Genomic DNA, 19,878 nt, shown 5'->3' with positions numbered 1-19,878 from the left:
AAGACATGCTGACCGTGCCACGGGGGAGGCCGTCGATACGGCTGACAGCGATCGCCGCGGCACGTCCGCGGCCGATCCTGCACAGTCGTGCATTCTAAACGGGTTTGGCCGGGTCCGCGCGGAACAGCTACGGTTGGAGGCGGCCGCCGCGCTCACGCGTCGGGGCGCTGCGCGAGCCCCGCCACGTATTCCGCGTATTCGGGGAACGCGGCGGCCAGTACCGTCGCGTCCGCGAGTTCGAATTCCGCGAACTCGAACCCTGGTGCGACCGTGCAGCCGACGAGCGCGACGTGCTCCGGCGACGCGCAGCGCGCGCCGAACCAGCGCCCGGCCGGCACGACCGCCTGGAATACGGTGCCGGGATGCGTGAGCGGGTTGCCGAGCCGGTGGATCGTCAGCCCCTCGTGCTCGTCGAGCACCCACACTTCGAGCGGATCGCCCGCGTAGAAGTGCCAGACCTCGTCGGAACGGATCCGGTGCCACGACGAATACGCGCCGTCGCACAACAGGTAATAGATTGCGGTCGACGCCGCGCGTGGCGCGCCGTCGGCCGGACGCACGACCGTGTCGGCCGCACGGTAGGTTTCCCGGAAATAGCCGCCCTCGGGGTGCGGTTGCAGATCGAACTGGTGAATCAGGTCGGCGGCGGAGATCGGCATGGCGGATGACGTCGGTGAAGGATTGAACCGGGCACGCGACGCACGGCCCGGCCAATCGGGAACCCCACCGGCCGACGTCGCGTGCCGCTGCGTCGATCGCCGCGGCCATGCACGCGGCGACTGGATCGCGCGCCGAACGCGGCGCGCGACGATGAAGCGAACACCGGCCGATGCTGCCAGAAGTGCGGGACGCGACGCAACCGGCGCTACGCGATCACACCGTAGCGACGCAGCGGCGCAAGATATCGGCGGCACGTCGATCGATGCAGCGAACGCACCGCCGCACCCGCCGTCACACCGCCATCCGCGCGACAGCCGCCTGCCCGCCGCTCACGGCGCGACGCCGCACCGCGTCGTCACGCAGTCGGCGCCGCGGCCTGCTCGTCGTGGCGCACCAGCAGCACGGGCCGATCGGCCGCGCGCAGCAGCGATTCCGCGACACTGCCGAGCAGCAGCCGGCGCAGGCCGTGCCGCCCGCTCGTGCCCATCACGATCAGATCGGCGCCGGCCTCGGCCGCCGTGCGCATCAGCACCGCGGCGATGTCCTCCCCGTACGCGTCGAGCGCGCGCACGGTGCCCGGCACGTGCCGCTGCGCGAGGGCCGCCTTCGCATCGTCGAGCACGACCGTCGCCGCTTCGGCTGCCGCGGCGTCGCCATCGTGTTCGGCCGCGAAGCCCGCATCGACGTCGACGAGCTGCGGCCGGTGCTCGACGACAAACGCGCACGTGACCTCGCCGCCGGATGCCGCCGCGATCCGGATCGCCTCGTTCAGCGCGAGACGCGCACTCGGGCCCCCATCGAGCCCGACGAAAATCCGCTTGTACATGGTCCGCCCTCCGACCGGAAGCCCGTCGCCCATCGCGCGAACGACGCCCCCGTCACCGCAAGCCGGCCCGATGCCGGCTCGCCTGCCGAACAGTCTGCCCCACGTGCGGACGCACCGGTTGACGCGTGTCAATCGCGGCCGGAACGCCCGCTGCACCGCCTGGCTATCTCATTTTTAACTGACCCTATTACAAAAAACGTGTAAAACGCGCACAATTTCATCTTGAAAATAGTTGCCGCACGCGGCCGGTGCGATTTTTCCCGGTTATACCGCGCCGCCCGAGTGCCACGGGCGGCCCCGACACCAGAATGGCCATCGAATGACCGCCAGTGGAACCCCGCCGCGTGACGCCCGAGGGCCCACGCGCTTCCAGACCATGTTACGCCAGCCGCTCGCGGCTGGCGTCGTTGCGCTGTTCGCGGGCGCGGCGCTGTCGCTCGGCGTTGCGCTGCTCGTTCGCGAGCAGTGGCAAGGCGCCGTCCATACGCGCTTCGAGCGACGCACGACGCACGTGACGGCGATGCTGCGCCACGAGCTGCAAGCCGCCGTCGCCGTGCTCGAAAGCACGCGCGGCGCGTTCGCGCTCGCGCCACAGATGACGCCCGAGCAATGGCGCCGGTATGCCGACACGCTCGAGCTCGACAGCGGGCGTTCGCCGATCCGGCAGTTCGGCTATGCGCCGCTGTCGCCCGCGGCACGCAGCGCCCTCGCCGGCCACGCGCCGATGCCGGCCGGCCCGCTCGCGGTGGCGACGCTCGGCGCGCCCGCGTCGAGCTCGGCCGGCGTGCGCTTCGGTGCGCCGGATCAGGCCCCCCTCGCGCGCGCGCTGCAGACCGGCGATGTCGCACTCGGCATCCATTCGGCCGACGACGACACATCCCGCGATGCGCGCACCCTCACGCTGTTCCTGCCCGCCACGGCTTCACCGCGCACGACCGCCGCACAGTCCGGCGCCCGTGAAACCGGCGCCGACGGCGTGCTGTTCGCGCAGGTGAGCCCGAATCGCCTGATCGAGCGCGCGCTCGACGCGGAGCGCGGGCTCGACCTGCGGATGAGCGCCGGCGACGATCCTCGGCCGATCGCGAGCGCCGAGACGACGACCGACGAGGCTTTGGCATCGCCCGACCTGATGCGGCGCAGCGACCAGCTGAATTTCGGCGGGACCGTCCTGACGCTCGCCTATTCCGCAGACGGCCGCCCGAGCGCGACCGGCGCGCAGCGCGCGGCGGGCACGGTGCTCGCCGCAGGGCTGATCGCGTCGTTCGCGTTCGCGGCACTCGTCCATGCGTTGCTGCGCGGCCGCGCCGGCACCGCGGATACGGGCGCCAGCAGCCGCGGCATCCTGAACGAGGCGCGGATGATGGGCATCATCCGTTCGTCGATGGAAGCGATCATCACGATCGACGAGAAGCAGACGGTCGTGATCTTCAACCCGATGGCCGAACAGGTATTCGGCGTATCGGCGATGGAGGCGATCGGCGCGCCGCTGTCGCGCTTCATCCCCGAGCGGTTTCGTGCCGCGCATGCGAAGCACGTCGACCAGTTCGGCGTGACGGGCGTGTCCGAGCGGCAAATGGGCCGTCAGCGCGTGCTGTTCGGGCTGCGCGGCAACGGCGAGGAATTCCCGATCGAGGCGTCGATCTCGCAGATCCGCGACGCGTCGGGCAAGCTCTACACGGTGATGCTGCGCGACATCACCGAACGGCAGCGCGCCGAGAATGCGCTGAAGCAGTCGCGCGAAGAACTGCGCGAGCTGTCGGCGAATCTGCAGAACGTGCGCGAAGAGGAAAAGACCCGCATCGCGCGCGAACTGCACGACGACCTCGGGCAGCAGCTCACCGCGCTGAAGATGGACCTGTCGGTCATCGAGCAGCAACTGCGCACGCCGAACCGTGCGCAACCCGACGACGACGTGCTGTCGCAACTGCAGGGCATGCGCCGGCTGATCGACGCGACCGTCGCGTCGGTGCGGCGCATCGCAGCCGATCTGCGCCCCGTGATGCTCGACGATCTCGGCCTCGTGCCCGCGATCGAGTGGCTGGCGAACGACTTCACGAACCGCTACGGCATCGACGTCGAACGCCACATCGAAACGGGCGGACTCACGTTCACCAGCACCGGCGCGACCACGCTGTTCCGGATCGTCCAGGAAGCGCTGACGAACGTCGCGCGCCATGCGGATGCGACGCGCGTCGCGCTGCGGCTCGACATCGAGGAAGGCTTCTGCGTGCTGCGCGTCGCGGACAACGGCCGCGGCGCGGCACCGGGCGGCACCGCCCACGAGGACAAGTCGTTCGGCCTGATCGGCATTCGCGAACGCGCACACATGCTGGGTGGCAGCGTGACGATCGATACCGCGCTCGCACGCGGCTTCTCGATCACGGTCGCGTTCCCGCTCGGCACCGTTCAACAGGAAACCACCCTCACATGATCAAGGTGCTCATCGCCGACGACCATACGCTCGTGCGCGACGGTCTGCGGCACATTCTCCAGAACGCCACCGCATTCGAAGTCGCCGGCGAAGCGTGCGACGGGCCGTCGACGATCGCGCTGATTCGTTCGACGCCCGCGCAGGTGCTGGTGCTCGACCTTTCGATGCCGGGCCGCAACGGCGTCGAGCTGATCAAGCAGATCAAGGACGAGAAGCCCGCGCTGCGCGTGCTCGTGCTGACCATGCACGCGGAACAGCAATACGCGGTGCGCGCGTTCCGCGCCGGCGCGTCGGGCTACCTGACCAAGGAAAGCGCGAGCGCCGAACTGGTCGGCGCCGTGACCAAGGTTGCAGCGGGCGGCGTCTACGTGAGTCTCGCGATGGCCGAGCAGTTCGCGCAGAGCCTGAACGAACCGGCCGAGACGCTGCCGCACCAGCGGCTGTCCGATCGCGAGTTCGACGTGTTCCGCCGGATCGCCGCCGGACAGACACTGACCGAGATCGCGCAGGCGCTGTGCGTGAGCGCGAAGACGGTCAGCACGTACAAGACCCGGATTCTGGAAAAGATGCAGATGCCGCACGAAGCGGCGCTGGTCCGCTACGCGATCCGGCACAAGCTGCTCGACGAAGCGGACGACGTCTAGGCGCACCGTGCCGGCCGCGCGGCGTGCGGGTCAGCCGGACGTCGCACGGCCTTACTTCCCCGGCACCGGACAGGCCAGATCGCCTTCCTCGCAGGACAGATAACCCTTCAGCGTCTCGTTGCGCGTCTTGGTCAGATCGTCGAGGCAGGTCGACACGACCATCGGATACACGCTGCCGCCTTCGGCGTTCGCGCTGGAGAAGTTGCATTCGGCGTCGCGGTAGGCGATCCACGCGCGCTGCGCATTCACGAGTTTCTCCGCGAGCGGCTTCGCATCGCGCAGCCGCGCGGTGACGGCCTGGTAAGTGCGGTTCAGGTCCGCGTCGGATTTCTTGTACGCGCGATCGGCGCACGCCGTCATCGCCGCCTGATCCGTCGCGTCGGCACAATTCGCCTGCGCATGGGCAACGTTCGCCGTCAGCGCCAGCGCGCACAGCAGACCGGTCAAGACACGCATGGATGCTCCTGTTTGTTTTCGTTGAAGTCGTGGAACGTGATGCCGGGCTTGCCGCCGCGCCTCGGTGCGCGACCTCGCCGGCCGATGGGCGCGACCTCCGTCGCGGCCGCCGCAGCGTGGCAATGCCGACCGCGATGCTAGCGCACACGCGATGGATTGTCAGCCCGCGCCACGCTTGCCGCGCACGCAAAAAAGCCCGCACTCGACACGAGTGCGGGCTTTTCGCTACGGCTTTGCAGGCGGCCCGGCGGCCGCGCGGCGAACGGCTTGCTTAGTGACCGAAGTACACCGACGAACGATCGGCTGCTGCCGGCACGACCACGCGCTGGCCCGACTGCGACGACGCGACCGGGCTCGAGCCGTAACCCGTTGCGTCAGCCTGCGCACCGGTGTTCTGTGCCGCGGCGATCTTTGCCTGTGCGGCCTGGATGTTTTCCGGATAGTTGATCCAGTCGTTCGGGTTGTAACCGGCCTTTTCGAGCTGGACCAGCTCGGCACGCACTTGCGCGCGTGTCAGCGGCTGCTGGTTCGATTGGGCGAACGAGACGACCGGTGCGGCCACCAGAGCGGCCAGTGCAACTGCCTTGATCAGCGATTTCATGATGCGTTACCTCCAGATTGTTTTGTCAGGCGCTTCGGACTCGGTAGTCGTTGCGCATGAATGGAAGTCTAGGAGGCTTGCCTATCAGGGTAAATACTTAAATCGCAAATTCACTGTTGACCGAATCCGTACAATTGCCACGCATTCGGTCGAAACATCAGAGGATTATGGCCGCATCCGAACCCAATATGCGGCAGCGTGCTTTCACCCCGGGGGATCGACTCGCCGCGCGGTGGACAACCGCGCCGCGGTTGCCAGGTTTGCCCCGTTCAAGGCATCAGCGAACCTGATCCGCGTCAGTGGCCCCCATGGACAGGTCGAACAGCAACGCCTTGAGGCGAATCCGGTCGTCGGCAGCCGTTTCGTCGAATGCCGCGTGGTGAAGCGCCCAGCCCGGCACCGCCGGATCGGCATGCACCGCGCGCACCGTGCCGTCGAGCGTGAGCAACGCGACACGGTCCTCATCCGTATACGGCAACTGCACGTGCAACGGCTCGCCGGCCGCCGCGAGCGCCCGGTCGAGCGCGATCGACAGCCCGTTCAGGCTGAGATCGCGAACGATCCCGATACCCTCCGCGTGCACCGGCCCGCCCGTGCAGCGGGCCGCGATCCGTACCTGGACGCGCGGCTCCGCACGCGTGCGCAGCCGGTCGACGAAGCCCGGCGGAGAAAGCACCATGAACGGCGCGGCGCCTGTTGACTGCACCGCTTCGACCGTCGCGCCGAATCGCGACACCGCCGACCGGCCGATCGCAACTGCCTCGACGTCGTCGCCGCGGGCAAAGTCGAGCACGACCGCCGGCTGCGGCTCGACGAACAGCGCACCCGATGCGCCGATCCCGATCAACCGGCAGCGCTGCAGCACCCGGGTCGCGCCAACCCGCCGCCGGATGCCGATCGCGGCGCCGGCCGACAGCCCCATGCGCGCGGCCCCCGGCACGGTGTCGGGCGCCGGCACGGCGGGCTCGGCGTCATCGCGCCGGCGGACGGGCTGGAAGTGATCGAACAGGAAAGCATGCTGCGCGGGATCGTGCAGCGTCGTGCCGGCGGGCAGCAGCGCAGCGCCGCCCGCATCGTAGAGATCGAAGCCGAGCGGTACGCCGGCGGGGACGTCATCGCGCGCGAGCGCGACGTGATCTGTGATGTGCCGCATCGGAAGGGCGCGGAGCGACCGCGCGAGCTGTCGTGACAACGTTATTACGGCAGCATCGCGCGAAATCTGAACGTCTCGTTACTCCGAACCGCTGGTCGCACCGGGCGAAACCGGCGCCGGGGCTGGAGCCGGAGCCGCCGACGGAGCCGGTACGGCCGACGGTGCGGCCGGGGCGGAGCCGAGGCCCCCGCCGCCCGTGTTGCCCGCAGGCGTCGCGCTGCCTCCCGCCGCAGCCGGCTGCGCGGCCTGCGGTTGCGACGCGCCCGACGACAGCGCGGCGGCCGATGCAGCCACCTCGGACGCCGGAACCCACTCCTCGACGATGCCGCCGGATGCCGCCTCGGGCGCCGACGCAGCCGATGCGGCCGACGCCGCGGCGGCGTCCGCCTCCGGCTGCCGCTCGATACGCTGCGTTCTGACGGGCGCCGGCGCCTGCTTCGGCTCGGGCCCGAACCACCCGTCGAACAGATCCGTCACGCGTTCGCGCACCGACGCGAACCAGCCGGGCGACGGCTCGGTATCGAATTTCAGCTTCGCGTCGACGATCCGGGCGCGTTGCGCGCGCTGGAAGAAGTCGCCGACGATCGGCAGTGCGCTGTGCGCGCCTTGCCCCCAATAGTCGCTGCGCAGCGTCACGCGGCCGTCGTCGAAGCCGACCCACGCGCCGGCCACCAGCCCGGGCTGCATCAGGATGAACCAGCCGTCCGCATTGTCCTGCGTGGTCCCGGTCTTGCCGGCCACGTCGCCGCGAATGCCGAAGCGCGTGCGGATGCTGCTGCCGGTGCCGCGCGTCACCACGTCGCGCATCACGCCGAGCAGCGTCTTGTCGGTCTCGGCGTCGAGCGCGCGCTCGGGCGGCGCCGGCGCATATTCGGCGAGCACGTCGCCCTGGCGGTTCTCGATGCGCGTCACCATCTGCGGCTCGAGGTACAGCCCGCCGTTCGCGATCGTGGCGTACGACGCGACCATCTCCTTCAGCGTCACCGGGCTCGTGCCGAGCGCGAGCGACGGCACGCGCTCGAGCGGACTTTCGCGCACGCCCATGTCGCGCGCGAGCCGCGCCACCGCCGCCGGTCCGACCTTCTCCATCACCTGCGCGGTGATCCGGTTGCGCGACAGCGCGACCGCGTCGCGCAGCGTCATCGGTTTGCCCGACGGCGGCGCGTCGTCATTCGGCCGCCAGATCTCGCCGCCCTTCAGCGGAATCTCGACCGCCTGGTCGATGAAGGTGTCGTCCGGCTTCATCCCGTTCGCGAACGCGACGCCGTAGACGAACGGCTTGAAGGTCGAACCCGGCTGACGCCGCGCCTGTGCGACGTGATCGAACGGCTCGTTGGTGAAGTCGCGGCTGCCGACCCACGCGCGGATCTGCCCGTCACGCGGATCGATCGCGACGAAGCCGGCCTGAACGTCGGTCTTCGCCTTGCACAGCGCGCGCATGAAACCGCGGTCGGCGGCGAGTTGCTTCATCGCGACGGCATCGTTCTTGCCGGCATCCTGCGCGGCCTTGTACTCGGGCGACTCGCGCATGAAGGTGCGGAACACCTCGTTGTCGGTGCCGCAACCGTCGCGGCCGCCCCACGCGTTGTTCGCGATGCCCTGCAACTGGTTCGCCTGCAGCGTCAGCGCCTGGGTCGCCATCTGCTGCAGCCGCGAATCGATCGTGGTGCGCACGACCAGCCCGTCCGAGTAGATGTTGTAGTCGTTGCGGTCGGCCCAGCCGATCAGCCATTTGCGGAGTTGCTGCGCGAAGTGCGGCGCAGGCCCGGGCGGTTCCTTCTGGCGCTCGAAATCGATGCGCAGCGGCCGGCGCTGCAACTGCGCGAACTGCGCCGGCGACAGCTTGCCGTACTTCACCATCTGGCCGAGCACCGTGTTGCGCCGCTGCAGCGCGCGCTCGGGGTTCAGCACCGGGTTGTAGTAGCTGTTGCCCTTCAGCATCCCGACGAGCGTCGCGCTGTCCAGCACGTCGAGCTCGTCGGCCGACTTGTCGAAATAGGTGCGCGCGGCCATCTCGACGCCGTACGCGTTGTACAGGAACGGCACCGTGTTAAGGTAGGTCTCGAGGATCTGGTCCTTGCTGTACACGGCCTCGATCTTCAGCGCGGTGATCGCCTCCTTCACCTTGCGCGTGAGCGTCGGCGCGCGGCCGATCTCGTCCGGATACAGGTTGCGTGCGAGCTGCTGCGTGATCGTCGAGCCGCCCTGGCGGCTGCCCGAGAACGTATGGAGCGCGGCCGACGCCGTGCGCTTCCAGTCGAGGCCGTGGTGCTCGTAGAAGCGATGGTCCTCGGTCGCGATCAGCGCGTCGACCATGTGCGGCGAGATCTGCTTGAGCGACACCCATTCGCGGTTCGACGGCTTGAATTCCGCCAGCACCTTGCCGTCGGCGGACAGCACCTGCGCGGGCTGGTCGACGCGTGCCTTGCGGATGTCGCCGATGCCGGGCGTGAACGGAATCAGCACCAGCACGTACAGCAGCAACAGCACCGGCACGGCGGCGGCCGCGCGCAGCACGCTGCGGCGCGTCGGATGACGGAGATGGCGCCAGGCGATGGCCAGGACACGCTTGACGGGCACGGCGGCAGCGGCCGCGACGGGTTGGGCGCGCGCGCCCCATTTGGCACAGAGGTCACGCACTGACGACACGTTTCGGCGATTCACGCGGGTGGGGGATCTGCTGGAAAGGCTGCATCGTACCAAAACTCGCGCGGCCCACCGGCCCGCGGCAGTCCCGGGCCCGTGCGAACGGCGCCGGATCGCGCATCTTTACAACAAAAAAGGCGCGCGCCCCGTAAAGGAACCGCGCGCCAAGCCTGGTACAACCGGGTGCCGTACGCGACGCTCAGCGCACGAGAAAACCGTAGGTCAACGGATCGCGCTCGTCGACGATCCAGTTCGCGAACCCGCAGATGTGCGCGCTGCCCTCCACTTCCGGGATCACGGCCGAAATATCGCCGACCGTCGTTTCGCGCAGCACGCGCCCCTTGAACACCGTGCCGACGATCGACTCGTTGACGAGCGTGTCGCCGGCCGCCAGCAGGCCGCGCTGGTACAACTGCGCGACGCGCCCGCCGGTGCCGGAGCCGGTCGGCGAGCGGTCGACCTCGCGATCCGCGAACACGCAGCAGTTCGCCTGTGTCGAGTCCGGATGGCGCGGCGCGTTCGCGATGATCGTGCCGTAGATATGGTTGATGTCGGGGATCTCCGGATGCACGACCGGATATTTCGCGTTCGCGGCGGCCTTCACTTCGGCGCCGAAGCGGATCAGTTTTTCCACCGCCGCTTCGCGCACCGGCAGGTCGAACGGCGCGCCGTCGACGTAGAAATAGAATGCGCCGCCGTACGCGATGTCGCCGGTCACGGTGCCGAACGACGGCGTGTCGACCGACACGTCGCGCAGCCAGATGAACGACGGCACGTTGACGAAGCGCACCGGCCCCGCGTGTTCGCCGTCCCATTTCACGAACGCCTCGATGAAACCACACGGCGCGTCGATGCCGACGCGCGTCTCCGGCACCGTGCGCTGCACCCAGCCGAGCTCGACCGCGGCGGTCGACAGCGCGATGATGCCGTGTCCGCAATGGTCGCTGTAGCCTTCGTTGTGCACGAATATCACGCCGAAATCCGCGTTCGCCGACACCGGCTCGGTGAGGTAGCCGCCGTACATGTCGGCGTGGCCGCGCGGCTCGAACATCAGCGCCGTGCGGATCTCGTCGGCGTTCTCCTTGAGCCACGCGCGGCGCTTGACGATCGTGTCGCCGGGCAGGCGCGGCAGCCCGCTCGTGACGATGCGGAACGCTTCGCCGCCGGTATGGACCTCGACGGTGGAAATGGATCGGGAAATTTTCATGGAGGATCGAAGGCGTGAAAACGAAGGACGGCGCCGCGGCGCCGTCCGGTGACGGTTACTTGGCGTACGGCTCGGGCAGGCCGTTGCGGATCACGTAGACGGTGGTCGGCGCGCCCTTCAGGTCGCCGCGTTCGTCGAACGAATAGGTGCCCGCGACGCCCGCGTAGTTCGACTTCGCCAGCTGCGCGATCAACTTCGCCTTGTCGGTGGTCGTGCCGGCCTTGACCATCGCGTCGGCGAGCAGCTTCATGCCGTCGTAGTAGTTGACGCCGTAGACCTGCGTGTCCGTGTGATAGGTATCGTGGTACTTCTTCAGGAATTCGCGGCCGGCCGGCGTCTTCTCGAGCGCGACACCGCCCTGCGCACAGTAGACGATCGACGCGGCCTCGCCCGCGACCTTGCCCATGTCGGCCGAGCAGATGCCGTCGCCGCCGAGCAGCTTCGCGCGCAACCCGCGCTGCTTCATTTGCTTCGCCATCGGCGCGCCTTGCGCCGCATAACCGCCGAGGAAGATCACGTCGGGATTGCTGGCCTTGATCTTGGTGAGAATGCCGAGGAAATCGGTCGCCGACGAGTTCGTGTACTCCTGGTCGACGATCTTGATCCCGTTCGCCTTCGCGACGTTCATGAACTGCTCCGCAACGCCCTGCCCGTACGCGGTGCGATCGTCGATGACGGCGGCGGTTTTCGCGTTCAGCGTCTTCGCGGCGAAAGTCGCCATCGTGCCGCCGAGCTGTTCGTCGCTCGCGCCGATCCGGAAGATGTTCTTGAAGCCCTGCCGCGTGAGCGCCGGGTTCGACGCGACCGGCAGGATCGGTACGCCCGCGTTGCTGTATACGCGCGACGCCGGAATGGCGACACCCGAGTTGTACGGCCCGAGCACCGCGACGACGCCCTTGTCGACCAGGTTCTGCGCGACCTGCACGCCCGCCTTCGGGTCGGCCTGGTCGTCCTCGGACACCAGCTTGAACGTGACCGTCTTGCCGGCCACTTTCACGCCGGCCTTGTTGAGCTCCTCGACGGCGAGGCGTGCGCCGTTTTCATTGTCCTTGCCGTTCGCGGCCTGCGGGCCGGTCAGCGGTGCCGAATGACCGATCATCACGACTTCCTGCGCGTGCGCGGAAGTCAGCGCGCCGGCGGCAACGGCCACCGAGAGCGCGGTAACGAAGTGTCGCATGGTGTCTCCTGATTGGTTTGTGTGAAACCAATGTAGGACACATGTGGTCATGAAGCAAGCAGTTTCAAAATGATTTTTGTGCTTTTGGTCATTTTTAAGACCAGACCGACGTGATGCAGGTCATTTCGGCGTGATGTCTCGCCGCACACGAAGAATGTGCTGTTCGACGTAGAAGGCGGCCGCATCGGCGTCGCCCGACACGATCGCCTCGTAGATCAGCCGGTGCTCGGACACGTAGAGCCGGATCCGGCCCGCGTCGTAGATGCCGTCGTCCTTCAGCCGCTTCCACAGGGGCTGGTCCATCGTCTTCGCGACTTCCTCCGCGATCTTCACGATCAGCGCGTCGCCGGTCATCAACGCGAGCTGCCGGTGGAACAGCCGGTCGCTCTCGTTCCACAGCGCCCGCTGCTGCGGATCGTCGATGTCGGCGATGGTTTCCATCTGCGCGAGATAGCCTTCGGCGACGGGATCGGCGCGCCCGTGCGCGGCGGCGAGGCGCGCGATCGCCGGCTCGAGGATGAGCCGCACGTCGAGCGTCGACGTCGGACTGAAGTCGGCGTCGGGCACGCTGCGCGTGTCGCCGCGCTGCGCGAGCACGTCGAGCGGCGCCGGCACGACGTAGGTGCCCGAATTGCGCTTCGTGAACACCAGCCCTTCGTTCTGCAGCGCGCCGAGCGCCTCGCGCACGGCCGGTCGGCCGACCTGGAACAGCGCCGCGAGTTCGCGCTCCGACGGCAGCCTCGAATCGGCCGCATAGCGCCCCGCGCGGATCTCGTCGCGGATTTTCTCGGCGACCTGTTCGTAGATCTGCAACGGTCGGAAACCGGCTTCGAGCGATTCGGGACGTGCGGACATCATCTGGGGCTCCTGCCCGGGCGGGTGGTGGACGGGGAAACGGGTTCGCACTATACCGGAGCGATACCGGCGCCGGCGTGCGCTACGCCCATCTGGACGGATATTAGAACCAAAATTGACGGTCCGCTTGTTTTTCCGGCTTGCCTGCCGACGATCAACTGGTATAGATTTGATCCAGAATGACTGCCGTCTCGATATTCGGCAGCCTCCGTGGCGAGCGCGGCATGCGCCCGTCGTCCACGCCCACCGACACGAAACCGATCGATACGATGACCGCTCTCCCCCGGATTCCCGCGTTCGACGCCGCCGAAACGGCCGCGCTGCTCGACTACCCCGCGCTGCTCGCCACGCTCGCACACGCCGTCGCCGAATACGCGGCGGGCGAGATCGTCAGCCCCGAACGCCTGGTCGTGCCGCTGCAGGCGGGCGGCGTGATGCTGTCGATGCCGTCGAGCGCACGCGACCTCGCGAGCCACAAGCTCGTGAACGTGTGCCCTGGCAACGGCGCGCGCGGACTGCCGACGATCCTCGGCCAGGTGAGCGCGTACGACGCGACGACGGGCGCGCTGCGCTTCGTGCTCGATGGCCCGACGGTCACCGGGCGCCGCACGGCAGCCATTACCGCGCTCGGCATTCAGGCGCTGCACGGCGCCGCGCCCCGCGACATCCTGCTGATCGGCACCGGCAAGCAGGCGGCCAATCACGCGGGAGCGCTCGCGGCGATCTTTCCGGACGCGCGCCTGCACGTGCGTGGCTCGCGCGCCGACAGCGCGGCCGCGTTCTGCGCCACGCACCGCGCGCAGGCGCCGCAACTGGTGCCGCTCGACGGCGACGCGATTCCCGATGCGATCGACGTCGTCGTCACGCTGACGACGAGCCGCACGCCCGTCTATCGCGAAGCGGCACGCGAAGGCCGCCTCGTGGTCGGCGTCGGCGCGTTCACCGCGGATGCCGCCGAGATCGACGCCGACACCGTGCGCCACAGCCGCCTCGTCGTCGACGACCCGGCCGGCGCGCGCCACGAGGCCGGCGACCTGATCGTCGCGCAGGTCGACTGGCGGCAGGTCGCATCGCTCGCCGACGTGTTGCGCGGCGCCTTCGAGCGCAGCGGGCCGCTGCTGTTCAAAACGGTCGGCTGCGCCGCGTGGGATCTGGCCGCGTGCCGCACGGCTCGCGACGCGCTGGACGCGCGCGCGGCTGACTGATTCCACGGCGGCGGACCTCGGTCCGCCATCATCTTCGCGGGCCCCACCCGGCGTCGCCGGGCACGCGGCCTCGCCTCTTTCTCCTGCGCGTTGTAGGAAACACCCTACAACGCGTCGCGGCGGCCTACACAAACTTCCAGTTCGGCCGATTTCATTTTCGGCGGCGCGACAGGATACTGCCGGCATGAATGCCAGCCTGTCACCCGCCGACGCACTCCGGGTGTTTCTCGTCGATCACGCCATTGCCGTCCGGCAAAGGATCGCGCTGCTCGTCGGCGCGATCCGCGGCGTCGTGGTCGTCGGCGAAGCGGAAGACGGCGAGGACGCACTGACGCACATCCGCGGCAGCCACGCGGACGTCGTGATCGTCGACCTGCGACTCGCGGACGGCAGCGGTCTCGAGCTGATCGGGATGCTGTCGAAGGCCGCGCCGCGGATCGTCACGATCGTGCTGACGAACCATTCGGCGCCGGCATTCAGGGAGGCATGTGCGACGGCGGGAGCGGACTACTTCTTCGACAAGACCGCCGAATTCGACGCCGCATGCCACGTCATCGAATCCCTGGTGCGCGCTCGTGCGCACCGCCCCTGACCGAGCCGGAGTGACTCATGTCCACAGCCACCGCCTGCGCCGCCGCCCCATCCGTCGCGCCTCGGCCAACGATTCCGCTTCCCGCGGTCTCACGTAACGACGGCGCCAAACACCCCGCCGCGCGCTGCTCGGCTTGCCTGATGCGCTCGCTGTGCCTGCCGCCGCACCTGACCGCCGCCGAATACGGCCGACTGGACGCGATCATCTGTTCGACGCGCCAGGTTCGCCAAGGCGACGCACTGTTCCGAACCGACGATCCATTTCACAGCATCTACGCCGTGCGCGCGGGCTCGTTCAAGACGGTGATGATGCATCGCGACGGCCGCGAGCACGTGACCGGCTTCCAGATCGCGGGCGAAACGCTCGGCATGGACGGCATCGGCGGTGGCCAGCACTGCTGCGACGCGATCGCGCTCGAGGACAGCGTCGTCTGCGTCATCCCGTTCGGCGCGCTCGAGGCGGCGTGCCGCGAAATGAAGCCGATGCAGCATTTCCTCTACCAGATGCTGAGCAGCGAGATCGTCCGCGAGTCGAGCCAGATGCTGCTGCTCGGCACGATGTCGGCCGAGCAGCGCGTCGCGCATTTCCTGCTGAACCTGTCGTCGCGCTTCGAGGCGCGTGGCTATTCGGCATCGGAATTCAACCTGCGGATGACGCGCGAGGAGATCGGCTGCTATCTCGGCATGAAGCTCGAGACCGTCAGCCGGATGTTCTCGCGGTTTCATCGGGATTCACTCGTCGAGACGCGCGGCAAGCGCGTGCGGATCATCGACGCGCAGGCGCTCGCGCAGGTGTGACGCATGGCGCGTCGCGCGTCATTGCGCGGTGGCGCCCGGCGTGACCGCATGCAGCACGACCGCCCCGGATTCGCCCGCCTGTGATACGGACAGGGTCTGCTCGGCCAGCGCGAACACGCGGCCAAGCACCTCGATCACGTCGTCGCCAGTGCCGCTCGGCAGCGATACCGGCGAGCGGCCGCGCATGGCCAGCTCGAGCCGCACGTCGTAGGTCTGGCCGCCGTCCACGCGCGGGCGCAATTCGATCACCAGACGGCAATCCTCCAGCCGTGCGCGGAATCGTTCCAGCCGCACCAGTTGCACCGCCGCTTCTGCTTCCAGCGCAGCGGAACCTGCGAATCCGACGCAGACGATCTGCATGCCCACGCCCATGGCGCTTCTCCTGACGCGGTCGCCGCTCGTCGACGGCGTTGCCTGTTCCTGTGTCTCCGTGCCTCGGCGTCCCACGCGCGGCACGATCCTGCTTCACGCAGCGCGATGACGGCCGCGGCGATTACTGCCCTGGCAGCTTTGCATTCGCCCGTCCATCGGCACGATACGGTTCAAACGTTGAATGTCTGCGACGCCTTCATTTCGATCCATGTCATCCCGGCCCGCAACCCTTCGATCGCCGCCTCGTACTCGGTCGGGTACGCATGACTGTGCTCGAACGTGTGGTGAAAGCGCGCTGGCCCGGTGCCATGCTCGACCGACACACGACATCGGAACTCGCCGGATTCACACCGCCGCGTCTCGATCTCGACCGACCAGTCGCGCTCATGAATCGTGCCTTGCAGTGTCATGCCTCCTCCTGCGGTATCAATCACCCATCCGAAAGTGACCGCTGTGCAGCAACACCGGCCGGCCGCCGATTTCGTCGAGCATCCGTCGCGCCATCGCCTCGATCGCCGAACGGTGCGCTTCGAACGCATGCAGCAAATCCCGCTCGAGCAGCGACGGCGCACCGAAATGGTCTTCCAGCGCCTCGGCCGTGATCGCGCACTGCACGCAGCGGCCGTCGACGAGCGCCGAAAACGCGACGACCAGATCGCGTGCGCAATATTCGGGCGGTTCTGGTGGAAAGGCTATCTGCATCTGTGCGCCTGTCATCGTCGGGACGATTCATGACGTGAGCATAACGGCCCACGCCGCCGCACGCTTGACCCACGTCAACCGGTTCGCTGCGCCTCACGCGGCGGCGCACCGTCGCGCCGCCCGACGGCGGTTCAGCCCGCATCCGCATCGATCGCCGCACCGCGCTCCGCCAGCAGTTCGCGCAGCACGCTGCGATGGCAGCGCCGCTCGTCCTCGCAGTAGCAGCCGATCGAAAACGCGCTCGTCGCCGACAACGCGGCGAGCAGGTCCAGCACCTTCGGCGCGTCACCATGCGCCATTTCCGCTCGGAAGTGGCGCGTGAACGCGCGCCATTCGGCGTCGGTTTCGGCAGCCTGCGCCTGCGCGACCAGCTCGGGGCTCGGCGACAGCGTCGGCAGCCATACATCATAGTAGTCGCGCGATGCGAATTCCGCCTTGGGAACGCCGCGCGGCGGTCGCCGCACCGTGCCGATCCGCAGGCCCTCGCCGGCCGTGCGCGGCGTGCCGAGCCGTACGATTCGAATAGCCATGCCGCTCCTTCATCATGCGTTCGATGCGCCATCGTACCGCCGCGCCGCCGCCGCGCAAGAAAAAACCGGCTGCCTCCACGACGGAGACAGCCGGTTTCGGCGATGCGATCGTGCGCCCGCGGGCGCGCCGTCAGACGCCGCTCTTCAGCACCTTGCCGATCGCGTCCGCGACGATGCCGACGTTCGAATCGTTCAGCCCCGCGACGCACATGCGCCCGGAACGCAGGATGTACACGCCGTGCACTTCGCGCAGCGCTTCGACCTGCGATTCGGTCAGGCCCGTGTACGTGAACATCCCGCGCTGTTTCACGTAGCGCGTCAGCGCTTCGCCGCTGACGTGGTCGCGCAGGCCGTCGTGGATCGACTGGCGCATCCGCGCGATGCGGCGGCACATCGCGGCGAGCTCTTCTTCCCACTGCTTGCGCAACGCGGGCGTGTTCAGCACGGTCGCCACGACCTTGGCGCCGTAGGTTTGCGGGTTGCTGTAGTTCGAGCGCACCGCGCCGGCCAGCTGGCCCAGCACGCGCTCGGCCGCGGCCGCATCCTCGCAGACGACGCTCAGGCCGCCGACGCGCTCGCCGTACAACGAGAAATTCTTCGAGAACGAGTTCGCGACGAGTGCCGGCACGCCGCGGCGGGCCAGTTCGCGCACCGCGAACGCGTCCGCGTCGAGGCCTGCGCCGAAGCCCTGGTACGCCATGTCGACGAACGGCAGCAGCCCGCGCGCCTCGATCACGTCGATCAGCTTCTCCCACTGGCCTTCGTCGAGATCGACACCGGTCGGGTTATGGCAGCACGCGTGCAGCAGCACGATGCTGCGCGCCGGCAGCGCGTCGATCGCCGCGAGCATCGCGTCGAACTTCAGGCCGCCCGTCGCTTCGTCGTAGTACGGGTACGTGTTCACCGTGAAGCCCGCACGCTCGAAGATGAAGCGGTGATTTTCCCAGCTCGGGTCGCTCAGCCACACCTGCGCGTCCGGGAAGTAGCGCTTCAGGAAATCGGCGCCCACCTTCAGCGCGCCCGAGCCGCCGAGCGTCTGCACGGTCGCGATGCGGCCGGCCGCGCGCGCCGGATGATCGGCGCCGAACACGAGCGCCTGCACGGCGTCGCGATAGGCGGCCAGGCCGACCATCGGCAGATAGGGCTTCGGGCCGAGGTCGCGCTGCAGCGCGGTTTCGGCTTCGCGCACGGCGCCCATCACGGGAATCCGGCCTTCGGCATCGAAATAGATGCCGATGCTCAGGTTGACCTTCTGATCGCGCGGATCTTTCTGGAAGTTCTCGTTGAGCGTCAGGATCGGATCGCCCGGGTACGCGTCGATGTGTTCGAACATGGCTATGTCGGTCTCGTTTGGAAGAGTGGTCGTGGTGCCCGTGTCAGCCGGCGGACGCGCCGTCGCGGATCGCGTAGCCCGCATTCTTCTGACGGAAGCGATACCCGATCGCGAGCACCGCGAGCCATACGGGGATCAGGTACACCGACAGGCGGAGATCCGGCGTCAGGTACATCACGACGAGAATGCCGGCCATGAACGCCAGGCACAGGTAATTCGTGAAAGGATAGCCCAGACTGCGGAAGGAAGTCTGCTCTCCGGCGATGCGCTTGGCCTGGCGGAACTTCAGATGGATCAGCGTGATCATCGCCCAGTTGATGATCAGCGCCGACACGACGAGGCCCATCAGCACTTCGAACGCCTTGCCCGGCATGAAGTAGTTGACCACCACGCACGCGCCGGTCGCGAGCGCCGACGCGCCCAGCGCGGCGAGCGGAATGCCGCGCTTGTTGACCGAGCACAGCACCTTGGGCGCGTTGCCTTGCTTCGCGAGGCCGAACAGCATCCGGCTGTTGCTGTACACGCCGCTGTTGTAGACCGACAGCGCGGCCGTCAGCACGACCACGTTCAGCACGTTGGCGACCACGTTGCTGCTCAGCGCGTGGAAGATCAGCACGAACGGGCTGCCGCCGGTGACGACCTTTTCCCACGGATACAGCGACAGCAACACCGCCAGCGCGCCGATGTAGAAAATCAGGATCCGGTAGATCACCTGGTTGGTCGCGCGCGGAATGCTGTGCTTCGGATCGTCGGCCTCGGCCGCGGTGATGCCGATCAGCTCCAGTCCGCCGAACGAGAACATGATCGCGGCCATCGACATCACGAGCCCCGACACGCCGTTCGGGAAGAAGCCGCCGTGTTGCCACAGGTTCGCGATGCTCGCTTCCGGCCCCGCATGACCGCTCGCGAGCAGCCAGCCGCCGAAGCCGATCATCCCGACGATCGCGGCGACCTTGATGATCGAGAACCAGAATTCGGTCTCGCCGTACGATTTCACGCTCGCCAGGTTGAGAAGGTTGATCGCGACGAAGAACACCAGCGCCGACACCCAGGTCGGCACGCCGGGCCACCAGTACTGCACGTAGATCCCGACGGCCGACAGCTCGGCCATGCTGACGAGGATGTACAGCACCCAGTAGTTCCAGCCGGACAGGAAGCCGGTGAAGTGGCCGACGTACTTGTCGGCGAAGTAGCTGAACGAGCCGGCGACCGGCTCGTCGACGACCATCTCGCCGAGCTGGCGCATGATGAAGAACGCGACGACGCCGGCCACCGCGTAGCCGAGCAGCACGGACGGGCCGGCCATCTTGATCGTCTGTGCGATGCCGAGGAACAGCCCCGTGCCGAGCGCGCCGCCGAGCGCGATCAGCTGGATGTGCCGGTTCTTCAGCCCCCGCTTCAGGCCGTCCTTCTCGTTTCCAGAAACCATGTCTTCTCCATTCTGCCCGCCGCCGCCGGAAGCGGTGCGGCGCGCCTCGGTGTGCCGGGCGCTGTTTTGCTGTGCCGGCGGCCGTTCGTGGAGCCGCCGGGTTGGGGACTGCAATCTTCGCGCGGCAACACCCGTTTCCTGTTGGCAGGCCCGCCAGACCGGCCGCCGACCGTCGCCCTCGCCCGCATTGCTGCGGGCGCACACGAAAATCCGGCGTCAGTTTAGCGTCGCGGCAGCGAAATCGGGTTGCGTAACCCGCTCA

20 protein-coding genes are annotated in these 19,878 nt (G+C 68.0%); 5 read left to right on the top strand and 15 right to left on the bottom strand.

Going from position 1 to position 19,878, the window contains the following annotated elements:
* Positions 1-152: 152 nt before the first annotated feature.
* Complete coding sequence (locus tag LGM71_RS13600; protein WP_226115103.1) at positions 153-659, bottom strand: cupin domain-containing protein; 507 nt, start codon at positions 657-659, stop codon at positions 153-155.
* Between the two features lie 356 nt (positions 660-1,015).
* Positions 1,016-1,486: a universal stress protein gene (locus tag LGM71_RS13595; RefSeq protein WP_226115102.1), complete on the bottom strand. Its 471-nt coding sequence runs from the start codon at positions 1,484-1,486 to the stop codon at positions 1,016-1,018.
* Positions 1,487-1,805: 319 nt separating this feature from the next.
* Between LGM71_RS13595 and LGM71_RS13590 the strand changes: the two genes are divergently transcribed.
* Both LGM71_RS13590 and LGM71_RS13585 read left to right on the top strand, forming a co-directional pair.
* On the top strand, positions 1,806-3,917 hold the full coding sequence (locus LGM71_RS13590; protein ID WP_226115101.1) for a PAS domain-containing sensor histidine kinase: 2,112 nt from the start codon (positions 1,806-1,808) through the stop codon (positions 3,915-3,917).
* The gene (locus LGM71_RS13585; RefSeq protein ID WP_059599433.1) at positions 3,914-4,561 is read left to right on the top strand and encodes a response regulator transcription factor; all 648 of its coding nucleotides are present in this window, start codon (positions 3,914-3,916) and stop codon (positions 4,559-4,561) included. Before LGM71_RS13590 ends, LGM71_RS13585 begins: the two co-directional genes overlap by 4 nt.
* A gap of 51 nt (positions 4,562-4,612) precedes the next feature.
* Here the strand turns inward: LGM71_RS13585 and LGM71_RS13580 are convergent, their stop codons facing one another.
* The 7 genes from LGM71_RS13580 to LGM71_RS13550 all read right to left on the bottom strand — a co-directional run bounded on the left by LGM71_RS13580 (position 4,613) and on the right by LGM71_RS13550 (position 12,659).
* The gene (locus LGM71_RS13580; RefSeq protein WP_059599432.1) at positions 4,613-5,017 is read right to left on the bottom strand and encodes a lysozyme inhibitor LprI family protein; all 405 of its coding nucleotides are present in this window, start codon (positions 5,015-5,017) and stop codon (positions 4,613-4,615) included.
* A gap of 271 nt (positions 5,018-5,288) precedes the next feature.
* Positions 5,289-5,618, bottom strand: coding sequence for a DUF4148 domain-containing protein (locus tag LGM71_RS13575; RefSeq protein WP_226115100.1), 330 nt, complete (start codon positions 5,616-5,618; stop codon positions 5,289-5,291).
* A 277-nt stretch (positions 5,619-5,895) separates the two neighbouring features.
* Positions 5,896-6,771, bottom strand: a complete 876-nt coding sequence (locus tag LGM71_RS13570; RefSeq protein ID WP_226115099.1) for a PilZ domain-containing protein — start codon at positions 6,769-6,771, stop codon at positions 5,896-5,898.
* A 78-nt stretch (positions 6,772-6,849) separates the two neighbouring features.
* Positions 6,850-9,420, bottom strand: coding sequence for a penicillin-binding protein 1A (locus LGM71_RS13565; protein ID WP_226115098.1), 2,571 nt, complete (start codon positions 9,418-9,420; stop codon positions 6,850-6,852).
* 196 nt (positions 9,421-9,616) lie between these two features.
* Positions 9,617-10,624 carry a trans-3-hydroxy-L-proline dehydratase gene (lhpH, locus tag LGM71_RS13560; protein ID WP_124623943.1) on the bottom strand — a complete coding sequence of 336 codons (1,008 nt, stop codon included), beginning with the start codon at positions 10,622-10,624 and terminating at the stop codon, positions 9,617-9,619.
* A gap of 55 nt (positions 10,625-10,679) precedes the next feature.
* Positions 10,680-11,801, bottom strand: a complete 1,122-nt coding sequence (locus LGM71_RS13555) for a branched-chain amino acid ABC transporter substrate-binding protein (RefSeq protein WP_059450263.1) — start codon at positions 11,799-11,801, stop codon at positions 10,680-10,682.
* A gap of 120 nt (positions 11,802-11,921) precedes the next feature.
* On the bottom strand, positions 11,922-12,659 hold the full coding sequence (locus tag LGM71_RS13550) for a FadR/GntR family transcriptional regulator (protein ID WP_059599427.1): 738 nt from the start codon (positions 12,657-12,659) through the stop codon (positions 11,922-11,924).
* Positions 12,660-12,925: 266 nt separating this feature from the next.
* Between LGM71_RS13550 and lhpI the strand changes: the two genes are divergently transcribed.
* The 3 genes from lhpI to LGM71_RS13535 all read left to right on the top strand — a co-directional run bounded on the left by lhpI (position 12,926) and on the right by LGM71_RS13535 (position 15,250).
* Positions 12,926-13,861 (top strand): bifunctional Delta(1)-pyrroline-2-carboxylate/Delta(1)-piperideine-2-carboxylate reductase, encoded by a 936-nt coding sequence (gene lhpI, locus LGM71_RS13545; RefSeq protein ID WP_226115097.1) that lies wholly within the window; start codon positions 12,926-12,928, stop codon positions 13,859-13,861.
* Between the two features lie 184 nt (positions 13,862-14,045).
* Positions 14,046-14,453 (top strand): response regulator transcription factor, encoded by a 408-nt coding sequence (locus LGM71_RS13540; RefSeq protein ID WP_059599426.1) that lies wholly within the window; start codon positions 14,046-14,048, stop codon positions 14,451-14,453.
* Between the two features lie 17 nt (positions 14,454-14,470).
* Positions 14,471-15,250, top strand: coding sequence for a helix-turn-helix domain-containing protein (locus LGM71_RS13535; RefSeq protein ID WP_059599425.1), 780 nt, complete (start codon positions 14,471-14,473; stop codon positions 15,248-15,250).
* 18 nt (positions 15,251-15,268) lie between these two features.
* On the opposite strand, the gene LGM71_RS13530 is transcribed toward LGM71_RS13535, so the two are convergent.
* The 6 genes from LGM71_RS13530 to LGM71_RS13505 all read right to left on the bottom strand — a co-directional run bounded on the left by LGM71_RS13530 (position 15,269) and on the right by LGM71_RS13505 (position 19,616).
* Complete coding sequence (locus LGM71_RS13530) at positions 15,269-15,622, bottom strand: metal ABC transporter ATPase (protein ID WP_226115096.1); 354 nt, start codon at positions 15,620-15,622, stop codon at positions 15,269-15,271.
* Between the two features lie 170 nt (positions 15,623-15,792).
* Positions 15,793-16,032, bottom strand: a complete 240-nt coding sequence (locus LGM71_RS13525) for a hypothetical protein (RefSeq protein ID WP_059599423.1) — start codon at positions 16,030-16,032, stop codon at positions 15,793-15,795.
* A 16-nt stretch (positions 16,033-16,048) separates the two neighbouring features.
* A complete protein-coding gene (locus LGM71_RS13520; RefSeq protein WP_124623930.1) occupies positions 16,049-16,339 on the bottom strand; it encodes a DUF1488 domain-containing protein in 291 nt (96 codons plus the stop codon).
* A gap of 116 nt (positions 16,340-16,455) precedes the next feature.
* Positions 16,456-16,854, bottom strand: a complete 399-nt coding sequence (locus LGM71_RS13515; RefSeq protein WP_059599421.1) for a DUF488 domain-containing protein — start codon at positions 16,852-16,854, stop codon at positions 16,456-16,458.
* Between the two features lie 130 nt (positions 16,855-16,984).
* Positions 16,985-18,187, bottom strand: a complete 1,203-nt coding sequence (locus tag LGM71_RS13510; protein ID WP_226115095.1) for an amino acid aminotransferase — start codon at positions 18,185-18,187, stop codon at positions 16,985-16,987.
* Positions 18,188-18,230: 43 nt separating this feature from the next.
* Positions 18,231-19,616 (bottom strand): amino acid permease, encoded by a 1,386-nt coding sequence (locus LGM71_RS13505; protein WP_226115094.1) that lies wholly within the window; start codon positions 19,614-19,616, stop codon positions 18,231-18,233.
* Between the last annotated feature and the right edge of the window lie 262 nt (positions 19,617-19,878).

This window comes from Burkholderia sp. AU33545 (assembly GCF_020419685.1).
Lineage (GTDB): Bacteria > Pseudomonadota > Gammaproteobacteria > Burkholderiales > Burkholderiaceae > Burkholderia > Burkholderia diffusa.
The sequence above is the reverse complement of the archived record's forward strand: the minus strand, read 5'-3'. Positions and strand labels throughout refer to the sequence as shown.